Annotated in this window: 19 protein-coding genes; 1 reads left to right on the forward strand and 18 read right to left on the reverse strand. The window is 59.6% G+C overall.

Features of this window, described 5'->3' with window-relative positions; translation table 11 throughout:
* The 18 genes from NJQ98_RS17385 to NJQ98_RS17470 all read right to left on the reverse strand — a co-directional run.
* Positions 1-294, reverse strand: a 294-nt coding sequence (locus NJQ98_RS17385; RefSeq protein WP_262181043.1) for a DUF8158 family protein, incomplete at its 3' end; no start/stop codon positions are given.
* Positions 295-325: 31 nt separating this feature from the next.
* Positions 326-838 (reverse strand): PIN domain-containing protein, encoded by a 513-nt coding sequence (locus NJQ98_RS17390; protein WP_262181045.1) that lies wholly within the window; start codon positions 836-838, stop codon positions 326-328.
* Positions 839-1,141: a hypothetical protein gene (locus NJQ98_RS17395; RefSeq protein ID WP_262181047.1), complete on the reverse strand. Its 303-nt coding sequence runs from the start codon at positions 1,139-1,141 to the stop codon at positions 839-841.
* Between the two features lie 71 nt (positions 1,142-1,212).
* Positions 1,213-1,539 carry a DUF7558 family protein gene (locus NJQ98_RS17400; RefSeq protein WP_262181048.1) on the reverse strand — a complete coding sequence of 109 codons (327 nt, stop codon included), beginning with the start codon at positions 1,537-1,539 and terminating at the stop codon, positions 1,213-1,215.
* Positions 1,539-1,829 (reverse strand): DUF8069 family protein, encoded by a 291-nt coding sequence (locus tag NJQ98_RS17405; protein ID WP_262181050.1) that lies wholly within the window; start codon positions 1,827-1,829, stop codon positions 1,539-1,541. The genes NJQ98_RS17400 and NJQ98_RS17405 overlap by 1 nt, the downstream gene beginning before the upstream one ends.
* A gap of 184 nt (positions 1,830-2,013) precedes the next feature.
* A complete protein-coding gene (locus NJQ98_RS17410) occupies positions 2,014-2,358 on the reverse strand; it encodes a hypothetical protein (protein ID WP_262181051.1) in 345 nt (114 codons plus the stop codon).
* Positions 2,359-2,861: 503 nt separating this feature from the next.
* Positions 2,862-4,118, reverse strand: coding sequence for a phage NrS-1 polymerase family protein (locus NJQ98_RS17415; protein WP_262181053.1), 1,257 nt, complete (start codon positions 4,116-4,118; stop codon positions 2,862-2,864).
* Positions 4,119-4,469: 351 nt separating this feature from the next.
* Positions 4,470-8,807 carry a primase-like DNA-binding domain-containing protein gene (locus NJQ98_RS17420; RefSeq protein ID WP_262181054.1) on the reverse strand — a complete coding sequence of 1,446 codons (4,338 nt, stop codon included), beginning with the start codon at positions 8,805-8,807 and terminating at the stop codon, positions 4,470-4,472.
* A complete protein-coding gene (locus tag NJQ98_RS17425) occupies positions 8,773-10,980 on the reverse strand; it encodes a VirB4 family type IV secretion system protein (RefSeq protein WP_262181056.1) in 2,208 nt (735 codons plus the stop codon). The genes NJQ98_RS17420 and NJQ98_RS17425 overlap by 35 nt, the downstream gene beginning before the upstream one ends.
* Positions 10,973-12,094 (reverse strand): TraC-like domain-containing protein, encoded by a 1,122-nt coding sequence (locus NJQ98_RS17430; protein ID WP_262181058.1) that lies wholly within the window; start codon positions 12,092-12,094, stop codon positions 10,973-10,975. Before NJQ98_RS17430 ends, NJQ98_RS17425 begins: the two co-directional genes overlap by 8 nt.
* Before the next feature lie 2 nt (positions 12,095-12,096).
* Complete coding sequence (locus NJQ98_RS17435; protein ID WP_262181060.1) at positions 12,097-13,212, reverse strand: TrbL/VirB6 family protein; 1,116 nt, start codon at positions 13,210-13,212, stop codon at positions 12,097-12,099.
* Positions 13,213-13,214: 2 nt separating this feature from the next.
* Positions 13,215-14,051 carry a hypothetical protein gene (locus NJQ98_RS17440; RefSeq protein ID WP_284438660.1) on the reverse strand — a complete coding sequence of 279 codons (837 nt, stop codon included), beginning with the start codon at positions 14,049-14,051 and terminating at the stop codon, positions 13,215-13,217.
* A 3-nt stretch (positions 14,052-14,054) separates the two neighbouring features.
* The gene (locus tag NJQ98_RS17445) at positions 14,055-15,791 is read right to left on the reverse strand and encodes a DUF8186 domain-containing protein (protein WP_262181064.1); all 1,737 of its coding nucleotides are present in this window, start codon (positions 15,789-15,791) and stop codon (positions 14,055-14,057) included.
* A 28-nt stretch (positions 15,792-15,819) separates the two neighbouring features.
* Positions 15,820-16,242, reverse strand: coding sequence for a DUF7985 family protein (locus NJQ98_RS17450; protein WP_220619799.1), 423 nt, complete (start codon positions 16,240-16,242; stop codon positions 15,820-15,822).
* Positions 16,243-16,248: 6 nt separating this feature from the next.
* Positions 16,249-16,497: a hypothetical protein gene (locus tag NJQ98_RS17455; RefSeq protein WP_049987855.1), complete on the reverse strand. Its 249-nt coding sequence runs from the start codon at positions 16,495-16,497 to the stop codon at positions 16,249-16,251.
* A 203-nt stretch (positions 16,498-16,700) separates the two neighbouring features.
* On the reverse strand, positions 16,701-16,883 hold the full coding sequence (gene xseB, locus NJQ98_RS17460; RefSeq protein ID WP_262181068.1) for an exodeoxyribonuclease VII small subunit: 183 nt from the start codon (positions 16,881-16,883) through the stop codon (positions 16,701-16,703).
* A gap of 2 nt (positions 16,884-16,885) precedes the next feature.
* A complete protein-coding gene (gene xseA / locus NJQ98_RS17465; protein ID WP_262181069.1) occupies positions 16,886-17,938 on the reverse strand; it encodes an exodeoxyribonuclease VII large subunit in 1,053 nt (350 codons plus the stop codon).
* 75 nt (positions 17,939-18,013) lie between these two features.
* Complete coding sequence (locus NJQ98_RS17470; protein ID WP_262181070.1) at positions 18,014-18,181, reverse strand: DUF1931 domain-containing protein; 168 nt, start codon at positions 18,179-18,181, stop codon at positions 18,014-18,016.
* Between the two features lie 219 nt (positions 18,182-18,400).
* Here NJQ98_RS17470 and NJQ98_RS17475 point away from each other — a divergent pair, with 219 nt between their 5' ends.
* Positions 18,401-19,078, forward strand: coding sequence for a metal-dependent transcriptional regulator (locus NJQ98_RS17475; RefSeq protein ID WP_262181071.1), 678 nt, complete (start codon positions 18,401-18,403; stop codon positions 19,076-19,078).
* The last annotated feature ends 117 nt before the right edge of the window (positions 19,079-19,195 follow it).

Raw genomic sequence — 19,195 nt, forward strand, 5'->3', positions numbered from 1 at the left:
CTGGCCAGCGGTCGTCCCGACACGAACACCGTCGACGTTGGACATTTCGAGGTCGTGAATAGCGGTCCGGAAAGGCGTGCCGTCGACGAGGACACGGTGAACGATGGTGCGGATGGGATCGGTCCCGTACCTATCGACGACAGTCGCCATCATCTCGTCGAGATGTGCGTCCCGGTGCTCCGTCCGGGGATGCTGTGCGCGCTCGAGGGTGAGTTCGACCACGTCATCAACTGATGCGTGCTCGGGATTCTTGGTTCGTTCACAAACGTCGTAGAGAGCGTCGTTATCGGACATTCCAAATCACTTCGAAGGATCCTCCATGGTGTCAGGGCTCCTTGAGCAACGAGCGAGCTCGCTGCACGTAACTGTTCGCGCCCCAGCTACGGGCGTTGCTAATCTCATCGAGGAGCATCCGCGCATCGGCAACTGATAGGTGTTCAGTTCGAACGAGAACCGAGAGCAGTGTCGGTGTTGTGACGAGTCGGGTATCAGCAAGTGAGGCGTGGATCAAGCCAAGTTGGTTGAACTCGTCACAGAGGAAGAGCGCAGCGTCGAGATCGTTCGCGAGGGTGACAGCCGCGTTTTCACCGTCATCGAGCGGAAACTCGGCATCGAGGTCGACCGACTGTGTCGTGAATGACTCCGTTTGGTCGAGGACGGCGGACGCGGCGTGTCCATGGACGTCCTCGTAGGATGCAATCTCTCGGAGTTCATCGATGACCGCCGTTGGGACGACGACCTCGTACCGGGAGAGACAGAGTGCGAGTGGATCGGGATCGTCGTCAGTAACGATGCCGAGACTCACGAGGGCGGAGGCGTCTGCGATAAGCCGCGACATCTATGCGTCGGCGACCTCGTCGACGAAGTCCTCGTCCAACTGCTGTTTCAACACTCGGAGATTTGCCGCCTCCTCGGCGCCGACGAGCGCTTTGAGTTGCTCGAAGGTAATCTCATCGTCGTAATAGGCGGCAGCGATCTCCTGGGTGAGTGCGTCGTCGTGAGCGGCGTCCTGGAGGTACTCCCGAAGCGCGGTCACGAGGATGTCTGTTCGGTCTTCCCCGAGGACTGCGGCCAGTGCGTCGGCCCGGTCGATGAGCCGATCGGGGGCCCGAAACTGCACGCGCTTCTTATCGGTGCTCATAATGTGTACATTGTGAGCCAACGCACTTAGCCGTTTTCGTGTGTACGATGTGAGCCTCACGCGGCCAAGCGTCACTCGGCCACGAGGTGCTCCGTGAGGTCACGCGTCCAGTACGTCGCGAGCCCACCAGGGCTACAGCGAGCACACAGTTGGACCGGCCCCTCGAGACGGCCGAGTTCGACGCGGAACCGGGTAAGTGCCGCGAGGGCGTCGACGACCAGTCCGCACCCGTCGCAGGCGTGGTGGTCGCGCTCGTCGGGATCCGACCGCGTCTGGGTGGCGCAGTCGACACAGATTGGGTGCGTCACCCGTTCGTCTTTCCCCCACGTATGCGCCTCGCCCATCTCTGCACCGGGCGGTGAATCGCAGAACGCACACCCAGAAAGCGTCTGTTGCATCAGTTGTCCTCCGCGTCGGCGTCGGTGGCAGCCCGCCAGCCACGATGGAACACGGCGAGCTGGGTGATCGATTCGAAGGGCTTGCTACTGGGCTCGTGGACGAGAATGCGTTGGTCAGGGATCGGCGTCACCACATCGTCCTCGACGAGGTCACCAACGAGACGGCGGGCAGTCGCCTCGTCGATGTCCGCCGTCGCGACCCGGGACGCATCCCGGTCCTGTGCAACGAGTTCGGTTTCGAGCCGGTTGTAGTCGCCTGTCGTGTCGTCGATGGTATCTTGACCAGACATAGGAATCACGCTTCTGCACGCGCTTCGAGCGCGCCCCACGCCTCTTGGCGCCGATAGACACACCTGCGGTGCGGGCACGATGTCCTCCGTCAGCGATCTGCCTTCAGCTAGCCTCGTTTCTGGTTGGAAGGGAGCATGACGCTACTCCAACACCTACTGTGAGCCACCCCTTGCTGTCGGTCTGTTAGAGTGCGATCACGAGCCCGGTCACGAGTGTCACGAGTCCGAGTGCCATCCACGTCGTCCGCGCTGCAAGGCGCTGCCAAACCCGCCTCCCCAGCTGACGGAGTTGATCACGGAGGGCTGCCCGCCGTTCTGTTTCGAGGACCGCGACTTCGTCGTAGTAATCGCGGCGATCTGCGGGAAGCGTCCGGAGTATCGTCTGGCACTCGCTGCAGGTGTATTCGAACTCTGCTCGGACGTGCTGGCGGCGGAATTCTTGCTCGCCGCCCTCGTCGTAGCCGGTGACCTCGTACACGAGGAGTTTTGAGACGAAGCGACGGTTCCCACACTCCGGACATTGGTCCATCCTGAGCGTTGGTGTTCCATCCTCGCTGCTCGTATCGTCTGGCCAGGATGTCTGTGGCTCTGTGTCCTCGGTCTCTCGGGGTGGGCTCGTGTGGTTTTCTGACGGCGATGCACTCGCTGTCTCGGAGTTACTAAACGTAGACATGGATTCACCTGTGACCGCGCTCAGTTGACACCAGGCTGGACACCACGGCGGCTTTCGTGTGGTGCCCATCGGGCTGAGCGCCGTCACCCTTGGTCGGCGCGATAAACGCCACTGCGAGGGAGTCGTCTAGTCGTCCCACAGTGCTGCAATCCGGTCTTCGATCTCGTCGAGGACCAGTTGCAGGACATCACGATGGTCGACCGGCAGGAGTCATCGTCACCGGGCGTCGGGGCGGTGGGTGGGGGATGGAGCACGATATAACGAGCGCGTTGGGTAATCCGCCTTCGTTCACGGAACCAGGGCTCTGGAAGTAGTTTCCTCAGACAGGGATGATTGTCCTGACGTTTCAGTCCCCGCTGCTACTCAGACCGACCACCGAAGAATCGACGCAACATGGAGGCTGGCTCTGGGTCATCACCGGTCTCGTCACCCGTGCCGGATTCTTCCTTGTGGGATTGCGTAGTCTCCTGGTCACGAGCCGCGAGTCCGTCGGTGAGCCGCTCAATTTCTGCTTCGAGGGTCTCGATCCGCTCAGTCTTCTGTTCGAGTGTTGCCTCGAGTTCGTCGACGCGCTCGCTCAACAAGCGATTTTTCTCCGCCAGATACGCACGACTCCGGTCTGCCTCGTCAGGCGTCCCGCCAGTTGCGACCCCGTCAGGTTGGCCGTGAGAATCTTCGGTATCGCCGCCAGCGTCCGGGTCGTAGAACTCCGACGTGGTCGCAATCGCTCGCTCGATGGTCTTCTTGCCGTACGTCGACCCGTCAGCGTAGTGGACCTCGTCCCACTTCTCCCGCATCAATCCCGACTGCCGGAACAGCTGCTCCATTTGGGTCCGGTCACCACCGGTCCAGAACGCCAGCAAACAGCACAGCGCCATGTCGGCCTCGGACTGACTGTCGTAGCCGACCGTATTCCCGTTCCAGAGCCGCTCGAACTTCTCGCCGTTCGATGCGTTTCGCGCTTTCTCGAGGAGGTCCTCGTCTTCGAGGTCGACGTCGGCTGCGTCGGTCGTCGGTGACCGGGCGTCAGTGCCATCACGCTGTTCGGACTCGGAGGCTGTGTCACGCTCTGTGTCCTGGACGTACTCGCGGTGAATCGCTGTGAGCGCGTCCTGCCGGCGTGCAACGCGCGTCGGTGTCCGCTCGACGTGGTCGCCAGTGACGGTGAAAAAGCGTGCCGTGTCGTACAATTCGACGCTCCCGCGCCGGTTCCGCCCCTCGGGGAGTGCGCCAGTGATCAGGACGTGATAGCCGGTACCGGACGGTGACACCTCGGTGTAGGAGTCGAGTCGCTCAATGATGTCCAGCGCCGCGTCGTCGACGTCGTCTGTCTCGGGATCGCGGCAGTCGTCCAGATCGACGCCGACGATGGAGTCGTCGTCAGTAAACACGAACCCGATACCATCGGCGTGCTCTGTCTCGCTGTAGTCGAGTGCTGCCTCGAAACTCGCCCAGGTCTCCGACTCTGTTGCTGACGCGAACCCCCCAGCCCCTGGCGTCACCGGAATCTTCGTCGGTTTGCCGTCTCGCTCCTCCTCGCGCCAGCACACCCACTGGTCGCGTTCGCGTAACGTCTCCGGAATCGCCTCCGGCTCGTCGATCATAGGCTCACTCATCCTCACGTAGCACCTCGCATGGCTCTCACTGGCTCTGAGCCAGCACAGAACGCTCTCTGCTGTACGTCGCGATCCAATCCCTTGGTCCCAACGGGGACCCCCCGTTCTATCTTAGTTGGTTGTTGGGTGGAACACCCGCTATAGCAGGTTAAAAATCGCTGGACGTGAGCGTGTTCCACCCATTTCGGCCGTTTCGTAGCTGTTCCACCCATTGAAGATTTGGGTGGAACATGCCGCAGTCGGGTGATTTCCGACCTTCGAGTTTGATTGGATGAGGTCATGATTCAGCTTGGGTGGAACAGGTCTCAAGAAGTCCCGATGATATCGGGAATTGGACCGTGTACGTCCATTTCATGGCTGAAAGTCCTCTTCAGACCGGATGCGGACACCAGTGTAATGCGGGACGGGTTCCCCGTCGATTCGCTTCTTCGTGGAGTCCACCTTGATGTGGGTGTTGAGCTTCCGGGTGAACCAACTCTTATTCAGCGGATCGTCGATGCCGTGTGCCTCTGCCCAGTCGTTGTAGAGACCGAATACATCGTCTTTCGGCACGGCTTCATCCGCGTCTTCGACGAGATATTCGTCGACAAACGCTTCGAACGACGGTGGCGATTGGTCTTTCTCGACTTTCTCATCGGCCTGGTCGGTCTGACTGGGTGGTTCGTCAGCGGCCGCTGATTCAGGCGATGCGGGACGGAATGCCCCGTCAGTGATTGCCGAGAGTGGCCGCTTCTCACCGTCTTCATACACGACCGATTTCGCCTCATCGTGAAGGATAAGGATGCCGTACGTCGAACGTGTGTAGTCTGGTACGGGGAGGTCGGCTTCGGGGACGAATGGCTTCTTGACACGCACCCAGTCATCCTCGAACGCCGGTTTCGTCTCGTAGATGTGTTGCTCACCATGCTCATAAACGACGTACTCGTCGGCAGCGTGGTCGTAGCTGTAGATGGCCGGAACACGATCTTTCGAGAGTTTTTCAAGCGACGGGAGGCGGATGTGTTCCGTCTCGCTGGCATCACGAAGGACGATCTCGTCGCCATCACGCTGCCAGATATTCTGGGTCCCATTCTCGTCATCGGTCGCCGGGCGGACGGCCGTCACTCCACCTTCTTCGGTCGCTCCGCCGTTGAACGTGAGATTCGAGTCAGTCGTGTAGAACCGCGTCTCACCATTCTGGAGGGTACGGACGGGTGGTGTGAGAATGCCGTCGACACGCTCGGCCCACTCAGTTTCGTCGTTTCCTGGTCGAACGACAAACAGCGGGATATCCCCTGCTGCTTGGGCCTTCCGGAGGTTCGTGAGCACCTTTGTGGGATTCTCGGGTGTCGTCGTTTCGACTTCGATGGCGAATCGGTCGTCAACGTCGGGGTGACTCGCCCTCGCGTCGGGTTTCTCGCTGCCATCCTGTGCGAGGATCGAGACAGTGAAGCCGAGTGCGGTAAGCTCTTCTTCGATCTGGAGGAGTGCTGCGTCGTGGGCACTCCCACCAGCGGCCTGCACGCCACCAGTATCGGGTGTCGCGACCTCTTCTCCGGCGTCAGTGAGCCGGATGCGGAGCTCGTCAGCGTCGATATCGACGGTCGTATCGAGGTATCGTGATCGTTCTCGGATGTCCGCGAGGGCATCATACGATGGCGGCTCGGCGTCGACGTCGTCGAAGAGCCGTCTGAGTTCGTCGTCACCTGCTTCGACGGCCACCCAGCCGTTTTCCTCACGGCAGCCCTCTCGAAGCTGCAGACTCCGAACCACGTTCGCAATCGCGACGTCCAGGTCGTCGCTCGCGATATCGAGCACTTCGTGTCCGTCGGCAGGTGTGCTCGTTGTTGAGGTGTCTGGCTCAGCCGGCACGCCGTGTTCGTCGCTGATGTGCTCGTGCATCGAGGAGAGCGTCTCAGTGAACTGCTCCTCTTCACGCTCAGTGAGCGGGGATTCGCTCTCGGGGTGGCCCGGTGGAATCGGGAGTGGTTCGAGACTGAACGGATACGGCCCCGTTTCACCGAACGTCGGGCTTGGCAAGCTGGCGATCCACTCCCCTCGTGGCAACGAACGAATTCGATTGGCGAAATCCGCGGGGTCCATCTCTTCGTGGGCCATCGCTCGCGCCAGTTCCCGGTCGACGTTGATTTTCCCGATGAGCGAACTGCCGATGTTGTTCAGAGCGTTCAAGTAGATTTTCCGCCCGCCTTCGGCCTCCATCTGTTCGGGGAACTGCATCGACAGGCCAACAGAGAGCCGGAATCCCCGGCCTTTCTCGAGGAGATCGTTCATGATGTCGGAGACCACAACCGATGCTGCCTCGTCGACGAGCAAGTTCACGACGTAGTCGTCCGAGTGCTGGGAGAGGGCCTGTTTGCGGTCCTTGAGGGCTGCATCGAGATTGGTCAGGATCACACCGGTCATGATCCGGGCGGCATCGTCGCGGAGGTCACCGAGGTCGAAGAGGATGACCGTATCCTCGTCGAGGACATCCCGAAAGTCGAACTGGTTCTCGGTATTGTTGAAGATCTGCCGCAGGTGCGTATCCTGTGAAATGTACGCAAGGCGGTTTCCGACACCGCCCATCACGTTCGCGAAGGTGTTCGGATCTAACTGGAGCTGCCGTCGAATCGTCCGGGTGACTTCCTCGTCGCTCGACCGTGGAGCGTCGCCGATGTTTTCGTTCGGTGGCCCGGCCTCCCAGAGCTGGTCGACGACGTGTTCGAGCTGTCGGTGAGCGAAGTAATCCGTCGACGCTCGGTATAGCCCGTTTTCACGCCCGTATTCCTCGTCGAACAGTGCCTTGATGAGTGTCTTGATGAGAGTTGGGGCCACAGTCGCCCGCTCGTAGCGGTCGGTTCCCATCACGAGCTTCAAAATCTCTTCGTAGTGGTCGGCCTTCCGTTGCACGGCGTCTTCGCGGCGCCGTCCGCTCTCCATCGACGGTTCGAGATCAAAAAACGAGAACCCGGGGAGGACGTCCGGGATCGGGAAGTGGACGACGTTCTCTTCGAGGTCGGTCATTCCGAACCGACGCGCGTGAGCTCGCATATAATTCTGGGCCATATCGTCGTTTTTCGGGATGATGAGGATCGTTGGCCCCTCGGTGTTGTCGTACAGCGACAGCAGGTCGTTGATGAGGGCTTTCGACTTCCCAGAGCCGGTTGTTCCGAACCGGCCGTAATGAGTGGGCAGCAGTCCGGGTGGAATGTGTGTCGGCACATCTTCGGCCTCGCCGGTGTCGTCGAGGGCATACCCGATTGCCATCCCGTCTCGGAATTCACTCATGAGGTCTTGGTGTGGACGGGGCAACGGATTCCGACTCTGCTGTTCCGCACGCGTCCCCCGTGTCCCCTCGACAGTAAGCTGTTCCGAGGAAGGTACGAGTACGAAGTGCGCGAGTTCTCGGCCGCTCAGGACGAACTCCGGTCGGGTCTTTCCACGGCCAGTCGTGATCTCACGATCCAAGAGCCGCTGCAGCGCCGCTCGTGCGTTCCGTTCTTTCGTGGCTGCCCGGAAGCCGCTGTCACGTAATCGTTCGGCCGCAACTTGGTAGTACGGCCCGTCAAGCGGGTCGAATACTGGGACAAGTGATTGCATTCGCTCATCGAGATCATCGCGACCGTCACCACCGGATGGAATCCCGACTGCTCGGATGTTCGCGGTGAACGACCGTTTCGGATTTTTCGCCTCGATTGCCGCGACACGTTTTGCAACGGCGTCGCTCAGCTGGTTTCTGTCCCGGCTCTCCGACTGATCGTCGAGTTCGAAAAGGGAGCCAATAATTTCCTGAGCGAGTGTGTCCCGTCCGTCGATGACGTCCTCCTTGCGGAGGTCGGCATCGGACTGCCAGCTCTCGCGTCGTTGGAAGACGACTTGGAACGCTACTGGTGCTGTCGCCTCCATTAGGTGGTCGACAAGCGACGCGAGCGCACCCCCTGGCTGATCGACGGCTGGGAGTTCCGCTTCGTCGTCGGCAGTAAATGGCGAGAGTGAGGTCATCCAGTCTTGCTTCCGAGTTGCCGACCCCTGCCACCGCACGCCGAGTGGGGAGACGGATTCGGTCGCTGGCCGCGCGAGTATCGTCCCCTCTGATGTTACCGTTGGTTTGGCAAGTGTCATGAGTGGCTCATCCTCGGGAATCGCATCTGGTGGAGCGAGTTCGAGGGCAGTATCGCCGATCTCGATGAAGTGGTCGAGAGACTGGTTGCCGACTGTTCCTCCATCCGCGACTGATTCGGCGTCCCCTGGCCCCGATTGTTTGTTGTCGTCAGTGCCACGTTCGTATTGCTCGTCAGGGTCGAATTCGTACTGGAGGTCGCCTGACTCATAGTGCTCGACGAATGTCTCGCGGTCGAATTCGACAGGCTGTACGAGTCGGGATGCGATGTCGACCTCGGTACGCTCGATGTCGAACGTCTCGGGATAGATCGACCGGAGACGTTTCTCCAGGGTATCCAGATGGTCGTCGGCACCGTAGTAGAATTCGACGGGGTCATTTTTCCCCTCGCTGAGCGCGAGGAATTCGAAGCGTAGCGGTGTGTCGCTATGTAGCGGATTGAGTTTGTCACCTAGCCCTGTCGAGTCCGTTGAGGTCAGTTTGTGGAGGCTCTCCAGTGCCTGCGGCAGACGCTCCGGATTGAGCCGTTCGGAGGTTGGCGTCACGCGAAGGTACTCACGCATCGTCGTCACCTCCCGTTTCGCCGCCATCAGTCTCTGTTGGCGTCCGCTCAGGTGGGCGTTGTCCGTTGTCGGTCGCTCGGCTTTCAATATCGTCCTGGAACGCTTGCACCTCCGCGTCCACAGCATTCTCACCAGTCCCGGGGAGTGAGTCTCGCCGTTGCTCGGTTGGCTCGAAGTCGATGACCTGCTTCTCCTTGGGCATCGCTTTGACCTGGATTCCACGCCACTCGCCGTCGACGCCGACCAGTGCCTCGGAGAAGCCAGCATCTTCGTTGCCAGGAACGGCGTCCTGGACGAACCGCATCTGTGCGTAGTTCAGCCCGAACTCGTCGGCCCACTCCTTGTCCATTCCGTCCAGCCGATGGAACTGCTTGACGGCACACTGATCGAGGATAGCTTCGCTTTCGGCGTGCTCGAAGAACTCGTCGACGGTCTGGGTGACCAGCCGAATCGAGAGGTCGTGGTGGCGGTGGTGCCGGAACACCGTTTCGAGGAACGCCAGACTCGCAGCGTCTTGCATGATGTAGCGCGCTTCGTCGATGTAGAACACGACCTCCTTCTCCGAAACCTTCGCCCGTTCGTACACCAACGAGATGAGTAGCTGCATCGTCAGCGCCGTGCTGCTGTCGACGCTGCCCTCCTGCTGGGCGAGGTCGAGGTAGATCACCTTCTCGTCCCGGATGTCGAAGTCGGACTCCTGGCCGAGATTGGCGTGGCGACCGTCGTCCTCGAAGGGGCGAAGCTGATCGAGCAACCACGTTGCGTCCTCTTTGATCTTTCCGGCCTCCTCGTCGGACCGGACGACGAACTCCTCGGGGTCGTCGACCATATCTTCGAACACGTCCATCATCTCGCGGATGGTCGGACTCGAATTGCTGTGCGTCGAGATGTCGTCGGTGATCCCGTTGCGCTGGTAGGCACGTTTGAGGGCGAGTTCGAGCGTGGTGCGCCGATCTCCCAGTGAGATACCCCGGAGGGCGAAGAAGTTCGTGAGGAAGCTCATCGCGTCGTCGAGTTTCTCGTTGAACGGACTGGCGTCCTCACCCATCGCTCGCTGGACGTGCTCGGGCGTCTCGCGGATTTCCAAGGGGTTGAGGCCGAGCGTCCCGCCAACCGTGATTCGTTTGGCGTCGAGGGCTTCCGAGACACCAGCCCAGTTGTTCAGCGGTTCGAGGATGATGCCGATGCGATCCTTGCTCTGCTCGATGGAGCGGATGAAGTTCTGCTTCGAGCTGAACGACTTCCCCGAGCCGGTGTCGCCCACGGTGAACATCGCGTACCCGTTATCTCGGGCGAACGGGTCGATGACCACGGGGCTCTGGTTGTCCTTGTGAATCCCGAACTCGACGCCGCCCTCCTCGAGGATCGTCGCGTTGTGCGGTGAAGACAGCAACGCGCCGATGGCGCCGCCGAGCGCAATCGACGTCCGGCCGAACTCGTTGTCGCCGATGGGCGCGGCGGACTGGAGGGCGAGATCCTGCCGGCAAATTGCGGTCTTCGGCGTGAGGTTCGACGGGTCGTCACGGAGCGCACTCTTGACCGTCTGGACGGCATCTCTGAGCTCGTCCTTCTCGTCGGCCCGCACGGTGATGAACATCCCCTGGTCGAAGACATTCGCGCCGTTCTCGACGGCCTTGTACGTCGCTGCGGCCTCGTTGGCGCGTTCTTGTAGATAGGCGCTCCGGATACTCTGTTCGAGATCAGCATCGACCTGAAGGTCGTCAGCGATGTCCTGCAGTTCGTTCCGGGCTCGCTCCTGATTTTTCGGCGTGATGTGGGCAGTGAGGTCGAATTCGACATCGGTCAGCTCGAAGAGGTCGCTCAGATACCCGTCGTTGGGATAGTCGGCATAGTTAGCGATATACAGCGTCGTCGTCCACTGCTCCCCGACTCGTGCGGCTCGCGTTTCCCACTCGATAGCTCCGGGCGCGGTGACCGTTTTGTGCGACTCGGAGATATCGTCGAGGAGTTGGCGTTCGGCCTCACCTTCTTTGAGTGTCTCCTCGTCGAGGACGTCCACGAAGTCCACGTCTGGTTCATCATCCGCGGTGAAGCGGTCCCAGAGGTACTTACTGCCGACGCCAAGGCCGAGACCCACTGCAAGGGCAAGTACTGCACTCTCTGCTGGCGTCAGATTCTGGAGCCACCCGGCGACGGAGCCAAGCGCACCACCACTGGTCTGGAGGATCACGTTACGCATCGTGTGGGTCCTCCCGGCGCGAGTGGCCGATGATCGATTGGTCGCGAACGACACGTTCTGCCTCGTCGTAGTCGTGTTCGCGGCCGTTCCAGAAGTCCATATTCAGGACGAACAGCTCGACCGTGCTGAGGCGGCGTGCGGACCACCCCGACGCTTGCTGGATGAACTCGGATCGCACGTCGTTCACGCGACTGTCGAGCTTCTCGAACATCTGCGCACGACGTTCGACGTCGGTGAGGTCCTCGCGGCGGGTGACGAACGGGTTGAACAGGAAGCCGATGACCGGGAACTGGGTCAGCTTCTCTGCGGGGGTGCCCTCATCGCGGAAACGGTCGTACACTTCTATCGGGCTGACTTCAACGCCGATGTAGTACCGGACCTGCTGAATGCCCCGGTCACGCATCTCCTTCGGCCGTGTTTCCCGATATTCTTCGAGGAGTTCCCGGAAGATCGGGTTCTCCGTAACGTCTTCGTCAGTGAGTCGATCCTCGATGGTCTCGGTGATCTGCTCGACCGGGAAGGAACGGGTTGTGGCGTGGAGTTTGAGCTTCGAGTCCAGCTCTTTGTTGGCGAACTCTTCCCCGGCGTCTTGCAGCTGTGCCCAGTCGTCGGACATCGCGAAATCCATGTTGGCCGGATCGATCTCGATGAATGCCTCCATCGAGCCGTCTTCACGCTGGATCGCGCCAGCGCCCGGCCACGCCCGCTTGATGTTTGTGAGGTCCTGCGTTCGCTCGTCCGGCTTGAACGGCGTGTAGTTCGCGAGTCCGCCTTCGTTCCGCTCTGACTCGTTGGTACTCGTGTCGGCGTCGGCGGGCGCACTGAACGTGACCTGAGGGCGTTTGAGGTACCGATAGACGTCTTTCGTCCACGTCCAGGCGTTCAGGTGGGTTGGTGAGACGTAGATGACGGCAACGCCAAAGCCAAGCCCGCCAGCAACGAACGGGAGGGCAAGCGACTCGATCCCGGTGAGGCCAGCGATAAACAGCCCAATAATGGGGAAGGCGATGAGCATGCCGACGTCCCCTTCCTCGATATTGAGATACGGGATGCGACTCTCCTCGCCGAACTGATCCATGATGCGCCGTGCGGCCGCGTCTTGATCTGCTGACATTGTTAGTGGATTCCTCGATCAAACTCCATCCCACGGTCGTCACTCGCCGATTCCGCTGTCGCTCCACCAGGGTCATTCTCTGTTCGACGGTACGATGGCGTCCCGCCATCGTCTCCTCCATGTCCACCGCGGGCAGCTGCTTTTTGCGCGACGGCGTGGCCAGCGGCGGCTTTCGGCCCCCACCGAGCGGCGGTCGTCGCGACGCCGGCGCCACCGACGTAGGCTCCAGCGGCGACACCGCCGACGAGTGCCGCGCCTTTTGTCGCACCGCCGACGACTTTGGCCGTCAACGGCGTCGCGTATTTGAACGTCTTCCACGTAATGTAGAGGGCGACCAGCGGGAGGGACGCCGCAACGAGATATTTGAGGAACGCTGTTCCTGGTGTGAGCGTCCCACCGCCGTAGATCAAGTCGTACCCCTTGAGGACCATCGCTGCGGGGAGCGGGAGGACAGCCAACGGGACAAACCGTTTGCAGAACCCCATCGCGATATCGGATACGACCGGAATGTTTCCGTAGGCCAGTGCAAATGCAATCGGCATTCCGTACAGGTAGACATACAGCAGAATCATCCGGATGTAGAACAGCGCCTCCAGCGCCCACATAGAGATTCCACCAATCACGGCGAACAATAGCCCCAGTCCGGGGTTTGTGATAGATACTTCCAAGAATCCAAGCATCGCTTCCGTAACCGAGGAAAGCTCCGGCATCAGGGCGATAGTGAATCCGTCGACGAGGTAGAGAGCGAGAGTCCCAATCCAGTACCATGTAATAATCAGAAAGGCTCCGACCCAGGCTGTCTTCTTCGTTTTTCGGGCATCGTAGGCACTTCCGATATTGAAGATTCGAACCGTGTGACGCCCTTGGACGCTCATCACGAGGAGCAAAAGGGCGACCAACATGATTTCGCCGCCGATGAGAGCATCGTGAATCGCTGGCCAGGGTGCGTTGGTCGGTTCACCGAAGACAAAGGCCCCGTTAGTCTCTGGAGTGGGTGTCCCGAACATTTCCTCAGTTAGAGTCTCATACCCTGATCTGAGACCGTCCATGAACAGCCCGATGAACCACTCAACGACGCCCTTTATCCCCTCAAGGACGACATCAATGAGATCGACCATCGTTATGCCTCAGGGATCGTGACCTCACAATCAGTCATATCGTCGGAGCCAGTGTACTGAACGTTGTAGGTGTTTGAGACCTGATTTCCACTTACTCGTGTCTCAACGATAACAGTAAACTGGCCACTATTCCCGTCTGGGGAACATCCCATCCCGTCCTCAGTTTCTGTGCCAAACGGGAACGAACTACTGAACAGGTCGGTCGTCTCTCCGGGGCCGATTACAACTTGTTCAGTTTCGTATATACCACTGCCTCTCGGATTCTCAATTGGATTGGGTACATCTCCAGAGAATCGTAGTTCGACGGCAGCATCTGGACCGCTACCTGTATTTTCTACGGTGACAAACGCCTCCCCATTTTTCTTTCTATCTGTCTCAGTGTCGCCATAGACCTCATCCCACGGTTTGTCGGGGTTATTACGGTAGAGACCAACGTCGCGAATCTGAACCTCTGGCCGAATCTCCGCGGAGATTTCCGTGACTGTCTCCTCCCCTTTCAGTGCGATCACTTGGTATTCACCGGGCGCATATGCGGTGCCGATCTCGAATGAGACCTGCTGAGCACCTGCGGCTACGTCACGCTTCCCGAATAACTCGCCGTTCGGTTGGATGAGGTTGACTTGGTCGACGTCGGCCTCTTCGGAGAGTTCGACGACGAGTGTGGTTCCCTCGACAGCGACACGCGTGAGTGGGCCGTTGCCATCTGGAGAGGTCGTTCCGTCACCAGGCGGCCCAGAACCGCCATTGTCGTTCAGACAGCCCGCGACGCTCACGAGGGCAGCACCTGCGACTGTTCGGAGGGCGGTTCGCCGACTGATGTGTGGGTGGTTTCTAGTCATGGACTATGGGTTCCGTTGGAAGATGTCTTCTGGACCGAGCATTCGGAGGAGCCGCTTGCCTGCGTAGAACATCACAAGAAACGGGATGAGCTGCCAGCCGACCTCGAAAATGAAGGCGAACCAACCGTCGATGGTGCCGAGCGGGTGCCAGCGAACAGTTGCCGTCGCACTCACATACGCGGGGTTGTGCCCGAGCCACGAACCTGGGTGGTACCGAGCCGTGTAGATGCCCGGTTCGTCGATCGTCACAACCGCCACCCCGGAGGCGTTGGTCTCGACGCGTTGCTCTGCGACGGTGATGTACCCGTTGCGAGTGTTCCCACCGATTGGATATCGTCGGTCGGGATCGCTGAGCATGATTGGTGCGCCAGTCTCGTTGTCTCGGAGTTCGATGCGGAGTGTGGCCTGGCTTTCGTTCTGCTGGAGCACCTCAACGGTCAGATTACTGCGCCGGAGCTGCCGCTCTGAGCCAGCGTCAGGTGCCACAATCGAGGCGTTCACACCCCGCACGATCCCCGCTACCTGGAGCGCGTTGCGGTCGACGTTCTCCGCGCGAACCGCAACACCGTACGTCGTTGTGTACGACTGGTTGACGATGTCGATGTTGATGTTCTCACCGAGCGTTCCGTCCGGAGACGGTCGGTTAGTGCCCCATGTATCGATGATCTCTGGGCCATCGCGAACTGGTTCAGCACGCGGGCCGATTCGCGACGGATACGCGTGAACATAGACCGGAATCGCGTCAGACTTGACGGTGGCGCTGTCGGTCCGGTTCGACCTGACGAGTGTATCCCAGTTGGTGTTCCGAGCGGTGTAGAACCGCCAGACGCCACGCACTCGTGCGCTTCCATTCTCCGTCAGCGTGTACCCTTGCCACGGTCTGGACTGGAAGATAGCCACACCAGCGTCACCATTGGGATACTCGGCGTAGTAGGGGTACGCCGAGAGGTCGTAGATCTCGACGGCAATCGAGTCCGAGACGTTGAGCGACTCGGTACGATACGTGACCTCGACATCGGTCTCGTCGCCTCGGTCGATTCGCGTGGTCTTCTTCAACCGGACGCTGATCTCGGCTTCAAGCGTGAGATTTGCACTCCAGTCATCCTCGATCTGGTAGTCGAGGGCCGGCGTGTGCGAGCCATCACGTTCGACGATGGTTTCACCGTCCTTCTTCAATCGAACCTCCTCGACCTCGTTGCTCGCGAGCGACCACTCGATCGTCGTGTTCCCTGAAGAGCTTCCGTTCGGGACGCGAACACGATAGTCAACGAACCCCCGAATCGTGCCGTTCGGTGCGATATAGAGCGGTGTTTCACCCGACTCCAAGTGACCTCGCGTCGACGGCTGCACAGCGAACACCGTGGCGTGGGCGTCCTCGATGAAAACCCCGTCTTCGAGCGACGCGTGGCGCGGATGCACGGACGTATCCGACCCACCGGGTTCGAGATCAGCGAAATCGTTTCGCGTCCACGTTGCAGCTGTCGCCGGCGGGCGCTTGAACGTGATGTCCGTCCCGTTTGCGAGTTGGTGCATCGCGGTCCGGCTCTCGCCGTATCGCTGCTGGTACTCCTCCTGGCTGATGTAGCTGTCCGCGTCGCGAGACCACAGCGTGGCTGATTCATTCTCTGTGAGCCCATTTCCCTCCGTGCCTGGCCGTGGCGGGCTTGCAGTGACGAGACCCGTGACTAAGCTCGTCACGAACAGGGCGGCCATTAGCACGGAGAGCTCTCGTTGTGTCATGGGGGCTCGCGACGGGGGTGGTAGTCGCCTACCAGGGGGCGAGGTCGACGCACTGCGCCAACGGGAGGTTCATCATCGACCCAGCGACGGTGTAGAGTGGCCCGAGGGCGACGAGGACGACCGCGGACTTCATCGCCGACCGTTTGTGGCGCTTGAGTCCCTTCTTCTGGTCGGGCGTGATCGTGAACATCTCGATAAGGGAGTCGGCCTGCCACACGACTGCGAGGCCGACAATGCCCAGCGCCGTGGTAAGCTGGAAGAAGCCCTCGATCATGCTGGGAAGGTTGTCCGCACTACAGACGGCATTCGTCTGTGCGGCGGCGGGTTCCACAGCGAACAGGCTCAGGACGACGACGATGAACATAGCTTGCCTGGGAAGCCTACTTGCCGCCGTGGACTGGCTGTCGGCGCGATTCGGGGCCGTCTCGGAGGGCGTATTGTCCTGTGACATAGCGGGTTACTCCTCTGCGTCGTCGACGAGTGCTTTCAGATCAGCGTAGCGGTTGGTCTCGTCGACGATCTCGTCTTTCGTGTAGCCCTGTTCGCGGGCCCGTTCGAAGAGATCTCGAAGCTCGTCGGGGTCGACGTCGCGAAGCTCCATCTCATCTCGGAGGGCGCGGCGATAGAGGGCGGAACCGTTGATATGGCTGTTCCACGTCAGGTACAGATCATCGATGTCTTCGATGGTGACTGCCCGTGTGATCATATGTGCGGGGTGGGTATGCACCGGTTGAGCCCCGGTCCATGGTGGTGCGATAGCTAGAAGATCGGTATATGCTTTCTGGCCACCAACTGGCGCAAAAAGCTAAAGTAAATTATAACCGGAAAGTTCGTTCACCTCGCAAAGGTACCGTTAACCAACAATGGGGTTAGATTCCGTTGACTGTTGGTTAAGGTTGGAATGGCGCTCTACTCGAGTTCCACGACCTCTCCACGCCCGTTGTCGAGGATTTCTCGCACCTCGGCCAAGAGTTCCTGACCTTCCTCGTGGAGCCTTGTCCCTTCATCGAGGTCACACTCCTCCGCATCGAGCTGCTCAATGATTTCTTCGACACGGGCCAGCCGGTCGTGGATCTCTTGGTCGTTTGCCACGCTTAGATCACCCCCAACCAAAGCCCAGTGATGGCCAACAACAGCAACAGTAGCACAGCGATTGCGGCCTTGTAGTAGACCGACGGGAGGCCCTCGGGTGCGGCCGCCTCGTCGACTGCTTCGGCAAGCTTCCGTTCATGTTCATGCTCTTGCTGGAAGGTTTCGTACGCGGCGTCGAGTTGCTGTGCCAGCGGCTTGACCTCGCCCGCGAAGAACTCCTCGCGGGAATTCACGATATACTCGCCAGCGGCCGTCGGCGTGATCGTCGCTACATCCGCGACCTGATCGGCGATTAACCGGTCGTCAGTATGCCCGATCGCCGTGACGATCGGGGCGTTCGCGGTGAAGATCGCCTCCGCGACCCGCTCGGTGTTGAACGCTTGGAGGTTCGAATCACTCCCACCGCCACGACCGACGATGACCGCGTCGATGTCCTCCGAGCGGTCGAGATGGTGGATGCCGTTCGCGATGGACGTGGGCGCCTCCGACCCTTGGACGGTGGCGTCCTTCACCAGGATGTCGACGGTAGGGTCCTGTTCGTGGATCGCGTTCTGGATGTCATAGCGGGCATCGCCGCGGAGGGAGGTTACGACCCCAACCCGCTCTGGAAACGCCGGCGGGCGCTGTTTCTGGTCGTCGTCGAACCAACCACGTTCCCCGAGTTCACTTTGCAGTCGCTCGACGGCAGCTGCTTGGTCGCCGTCGCCGACGACGATCACCTCCCACGGCTTGAGGTCGATTTTCCCACCCTCTGTCCAGTAGTCGATATCGCCTTCGAGGATGACCTCCGTTCCGTCCTCGAGGTCAGCATCCATCGTCCGATAGCGGTTCGCCCAGATCATGCAGGGGAGTTCTGCGTCGCCGTCAGTGAGGGTGAAATAGAGTGCAGTACTGTTCTGATGGAGATCCGTGACCTCGCCAATACAGCGGACACCGTCGAGGGCAGGCGCTTCCTCGACGACCGCCGCAATCCGGTCGTTCAGCTCTGTAACGCTGAGGACCTCTCCTGTATCGGGTTCAGTTGCCTGCCGTTCGGTATCCGGTGCGTCCGCCATCTTCGTTTACTAACTTCTGAACAGGAACCTCAAAAAGCTACGTTCGAGTGATGGGGTTGGCTGTGTTACGCAGGCCTACAGGTCGCGGGGCTGGACAGTCTTTCGGTCGTTGGCCTCGGCACGCTTTGCGGCGTCGTCGAGCAGTTCGGCGACCTCTTCGTTGAGCGCATCGTAGAAATCCGCCGAGACGTTGTGGTCCGAGAGTGTGTCCTTCACGGCTGCTTTGACGATTAGGTCAGACATTCCATCGCGGACTTCTCTCGTCTATATTATAAAGGTTCGAATTTTCGATTTACCATTTTGAGCATCAGTGAGTAACACAACAGGAAGATACGGAAAGTCAATGCGCCAGTGTTGAACGTGGCGATAACCGGACCCATCTCAGAATTACGCCCACAGCTGGCAACATCAGAAACCACCCCGTGGCAAACTATAAACTTAGCCCCATCTAATTTCGCTCTAATGCTGAGCGCCATCATGGAGGACTATCTCAAAGCGATCTATTACCTCCAAGACGAAACGGATGAACGGGTGCGGACCTCGACGCTCGCTGAGCATATGGACGTAGAACAACCCTCAGTCACCAGTATGGTGAAAAAATTGGCCGAGCGCGATTTTGTCCATTACGAACCTTACAAGGGCGTTGTACTCACAGACACTGGAATTCGTATCGCTCTCGAAATCATTCGCCATCATCGGCTCTTAGAACGATACCTGACGGAGCGCCTCGAGTACGATTGGGCTGAGGTACACGACGAAGCAGATCGCCTCGAACACCATATCAGTAGTCAATTTGCCGACAGAATTGCAGAGCAGTTAGGGAATCCGGCAGTTGACCCGCATGGCGACCCGATTCCCACAGCGGATCTGGACGTTTCACCGCCACAATCCGGTGAAACACTCGCTGATCAGCAGGTTGGCGAAAAGGTTCGAATCGAACGGGTGCCAGACCATGACCCAGATCTACTCCGGTACCTGTCTGAACACGGGATTACCCCAACAACGGTAGTCGAAATTGTTGAGACCACCTCATTTGGGATGGTGACGCTTGATCCTGATGGCACTGACGAACGAGTTGCACTTCCTGAGGAAGTTGCCCGAATTATAACCACTCAAACGCTCACTGGAGCTTCAAACTAAACTGATGAGCCTCCATGAGCGAGGATATTAGTTTAGACTCAATCTAAGTTTAGATGGGTCTAATTTATGTATTGGGTGGGACAATGGACGTGTATGGGTATGCGAAGGCTTGACCAG

It is taken from the genome of Haloarcula laminariae, assembly GCF_025457605.1.
Classification (GTDB): Archaea; Halobacteriota; Halobacteria; order Halobacteriales; family Haloarculaceae; genus Haloarcula; species Haloarcula laminariae.

What these genes read in the sequence shown, in the direction of transcription:
- NJQ98_RS17390 (WP_262181045.1), bottom strand. Translation starts at nt 838, where the DNA reads ATGTCGCGGCTTATCGCAGACGCCTCCGCCCTCGTGAGTCTCGGCATC.
- NJQ98_RS17395 (WP_262181047.1), bottom strand. Translation starts at nt 1,141, where the DNA reads ATGAGCACCGATAAGAAGCGCGTGCAGTTTCGGGCCCCCGATCGGCTC.
- NJQ98_RS17400 (WP_262181048.1), bottom strand. Translation starts at nt 1,539, where the DNA reads ATGCAACAGACGCTTTCTGGGTGTGCGTTCTGCGATTCACCGCCCGGT.
- NJQ98_RS17405 (WP_262181050.1), bottom strand. Translation starts at nt 1,829, where the DNA reads ATGTCTGGTCAAGATACCATCGACGACACGACAGGCGACTACAACCGG.
- NJQ98_RS17410 (WP_262181051.1), bottom strand. Translation starts at nt 2,358, where the DNA reads ATGGACCAATGTCCGGAGTGTGGGAACCGTCGCTTCGTCTCAAAACTC.
- NJQ98_RS17415 (WP_262181053.1), bottom strand. Translation starts at nt 4,118, where the DNA reads ATGAGTGAGCCTATGATCGACGAGCCGGAGGCGATTCCGGAGACGTTA.
- NJQ98_RS17420 (WP_262181054.1), bottom strand. Translation starts at nt 8,807, where the DNA reads ATGGCGGCGAAACGGGAGGTGACGACGATGCGTGAGTACCTTCGCGTG.
- NJQ98_RS17425 (WP_262181056.1), bottom strand. Translation starts at nt 10,980, where the DNA reads ATGCGTAACGTGATCCTCCAGACCAGTGGTGGTGCGCTTGGCTCCGTC.
- NJQ98_RS17430 (WP_262181058.1), bottom strand. Translation starts at nt 12,094, where the DNA reads ATGTCAGCAGATCAAGACGCGGCCGCACGGCGCATCATGGATCAGTTC.
- NJQ98_RS17435 (WP_262181060.1), bottom strand. Translation starts at nt 13,212, where the DNA reads ATGGTCGATCTCATTGATGTCGTCCTTGAGGGGATAAAGGGCGTCGTT.
- NJQ98_RS17440 (WP_284438660.1), bottom strand. Translation starts at nt 14,051, where the DNA reads ATGACTAGAAACCACCCACACATCAGTCGGCGAACCGCCCTCCGAACA.
- NJQ98_RS17445 (WP_262181064.1), bottom strand. Translation starts at nt 15,791, where the DNA reads ATGACACAACGAGAGCTCTCCGTGCTAATGGCCGCCCTGTTCGTGACG.
- NJQ98_RS17450 (WP_220619799.1), bottom strand. Translation starts at nt 16,242, where the DNA reads ATGTCACAGGACAATACGCCCTCCGAGACGGCCCCGAATCGCGCCGAC.
- NJQ98_RS17455 (WP_049987855.1), bottom strand. Translation starts at nt 16,497, where the DNA reads ATGATCACACGGGCAGTCACCATCGAAGACATCGATGATCTGTACCTG.
- xseA (WP_262181069.1), bottom strand. Translation starts at nt 17,938, where the DNA reads ATGGCGGACGCACCGGATACCGAACGGCAGGCAACTGAACCCGATACA.
- NJQ98_RS17470 (WP_262181070.1), bottom strand. Translation starts at nt 18,181, where the DNA reads ATGTCTGACCTAATCGTCAAAGCAGCCGTGAAGGACACACTCTCGGAC.
- NJQ98_RS17475 (WP_262181071.1), top strand. Translation starts at nt 18,401, where the DNA reads ATGCTGAGCGCCATCATGGAGGACTATCTCAAAGCGATCTATTACCTC.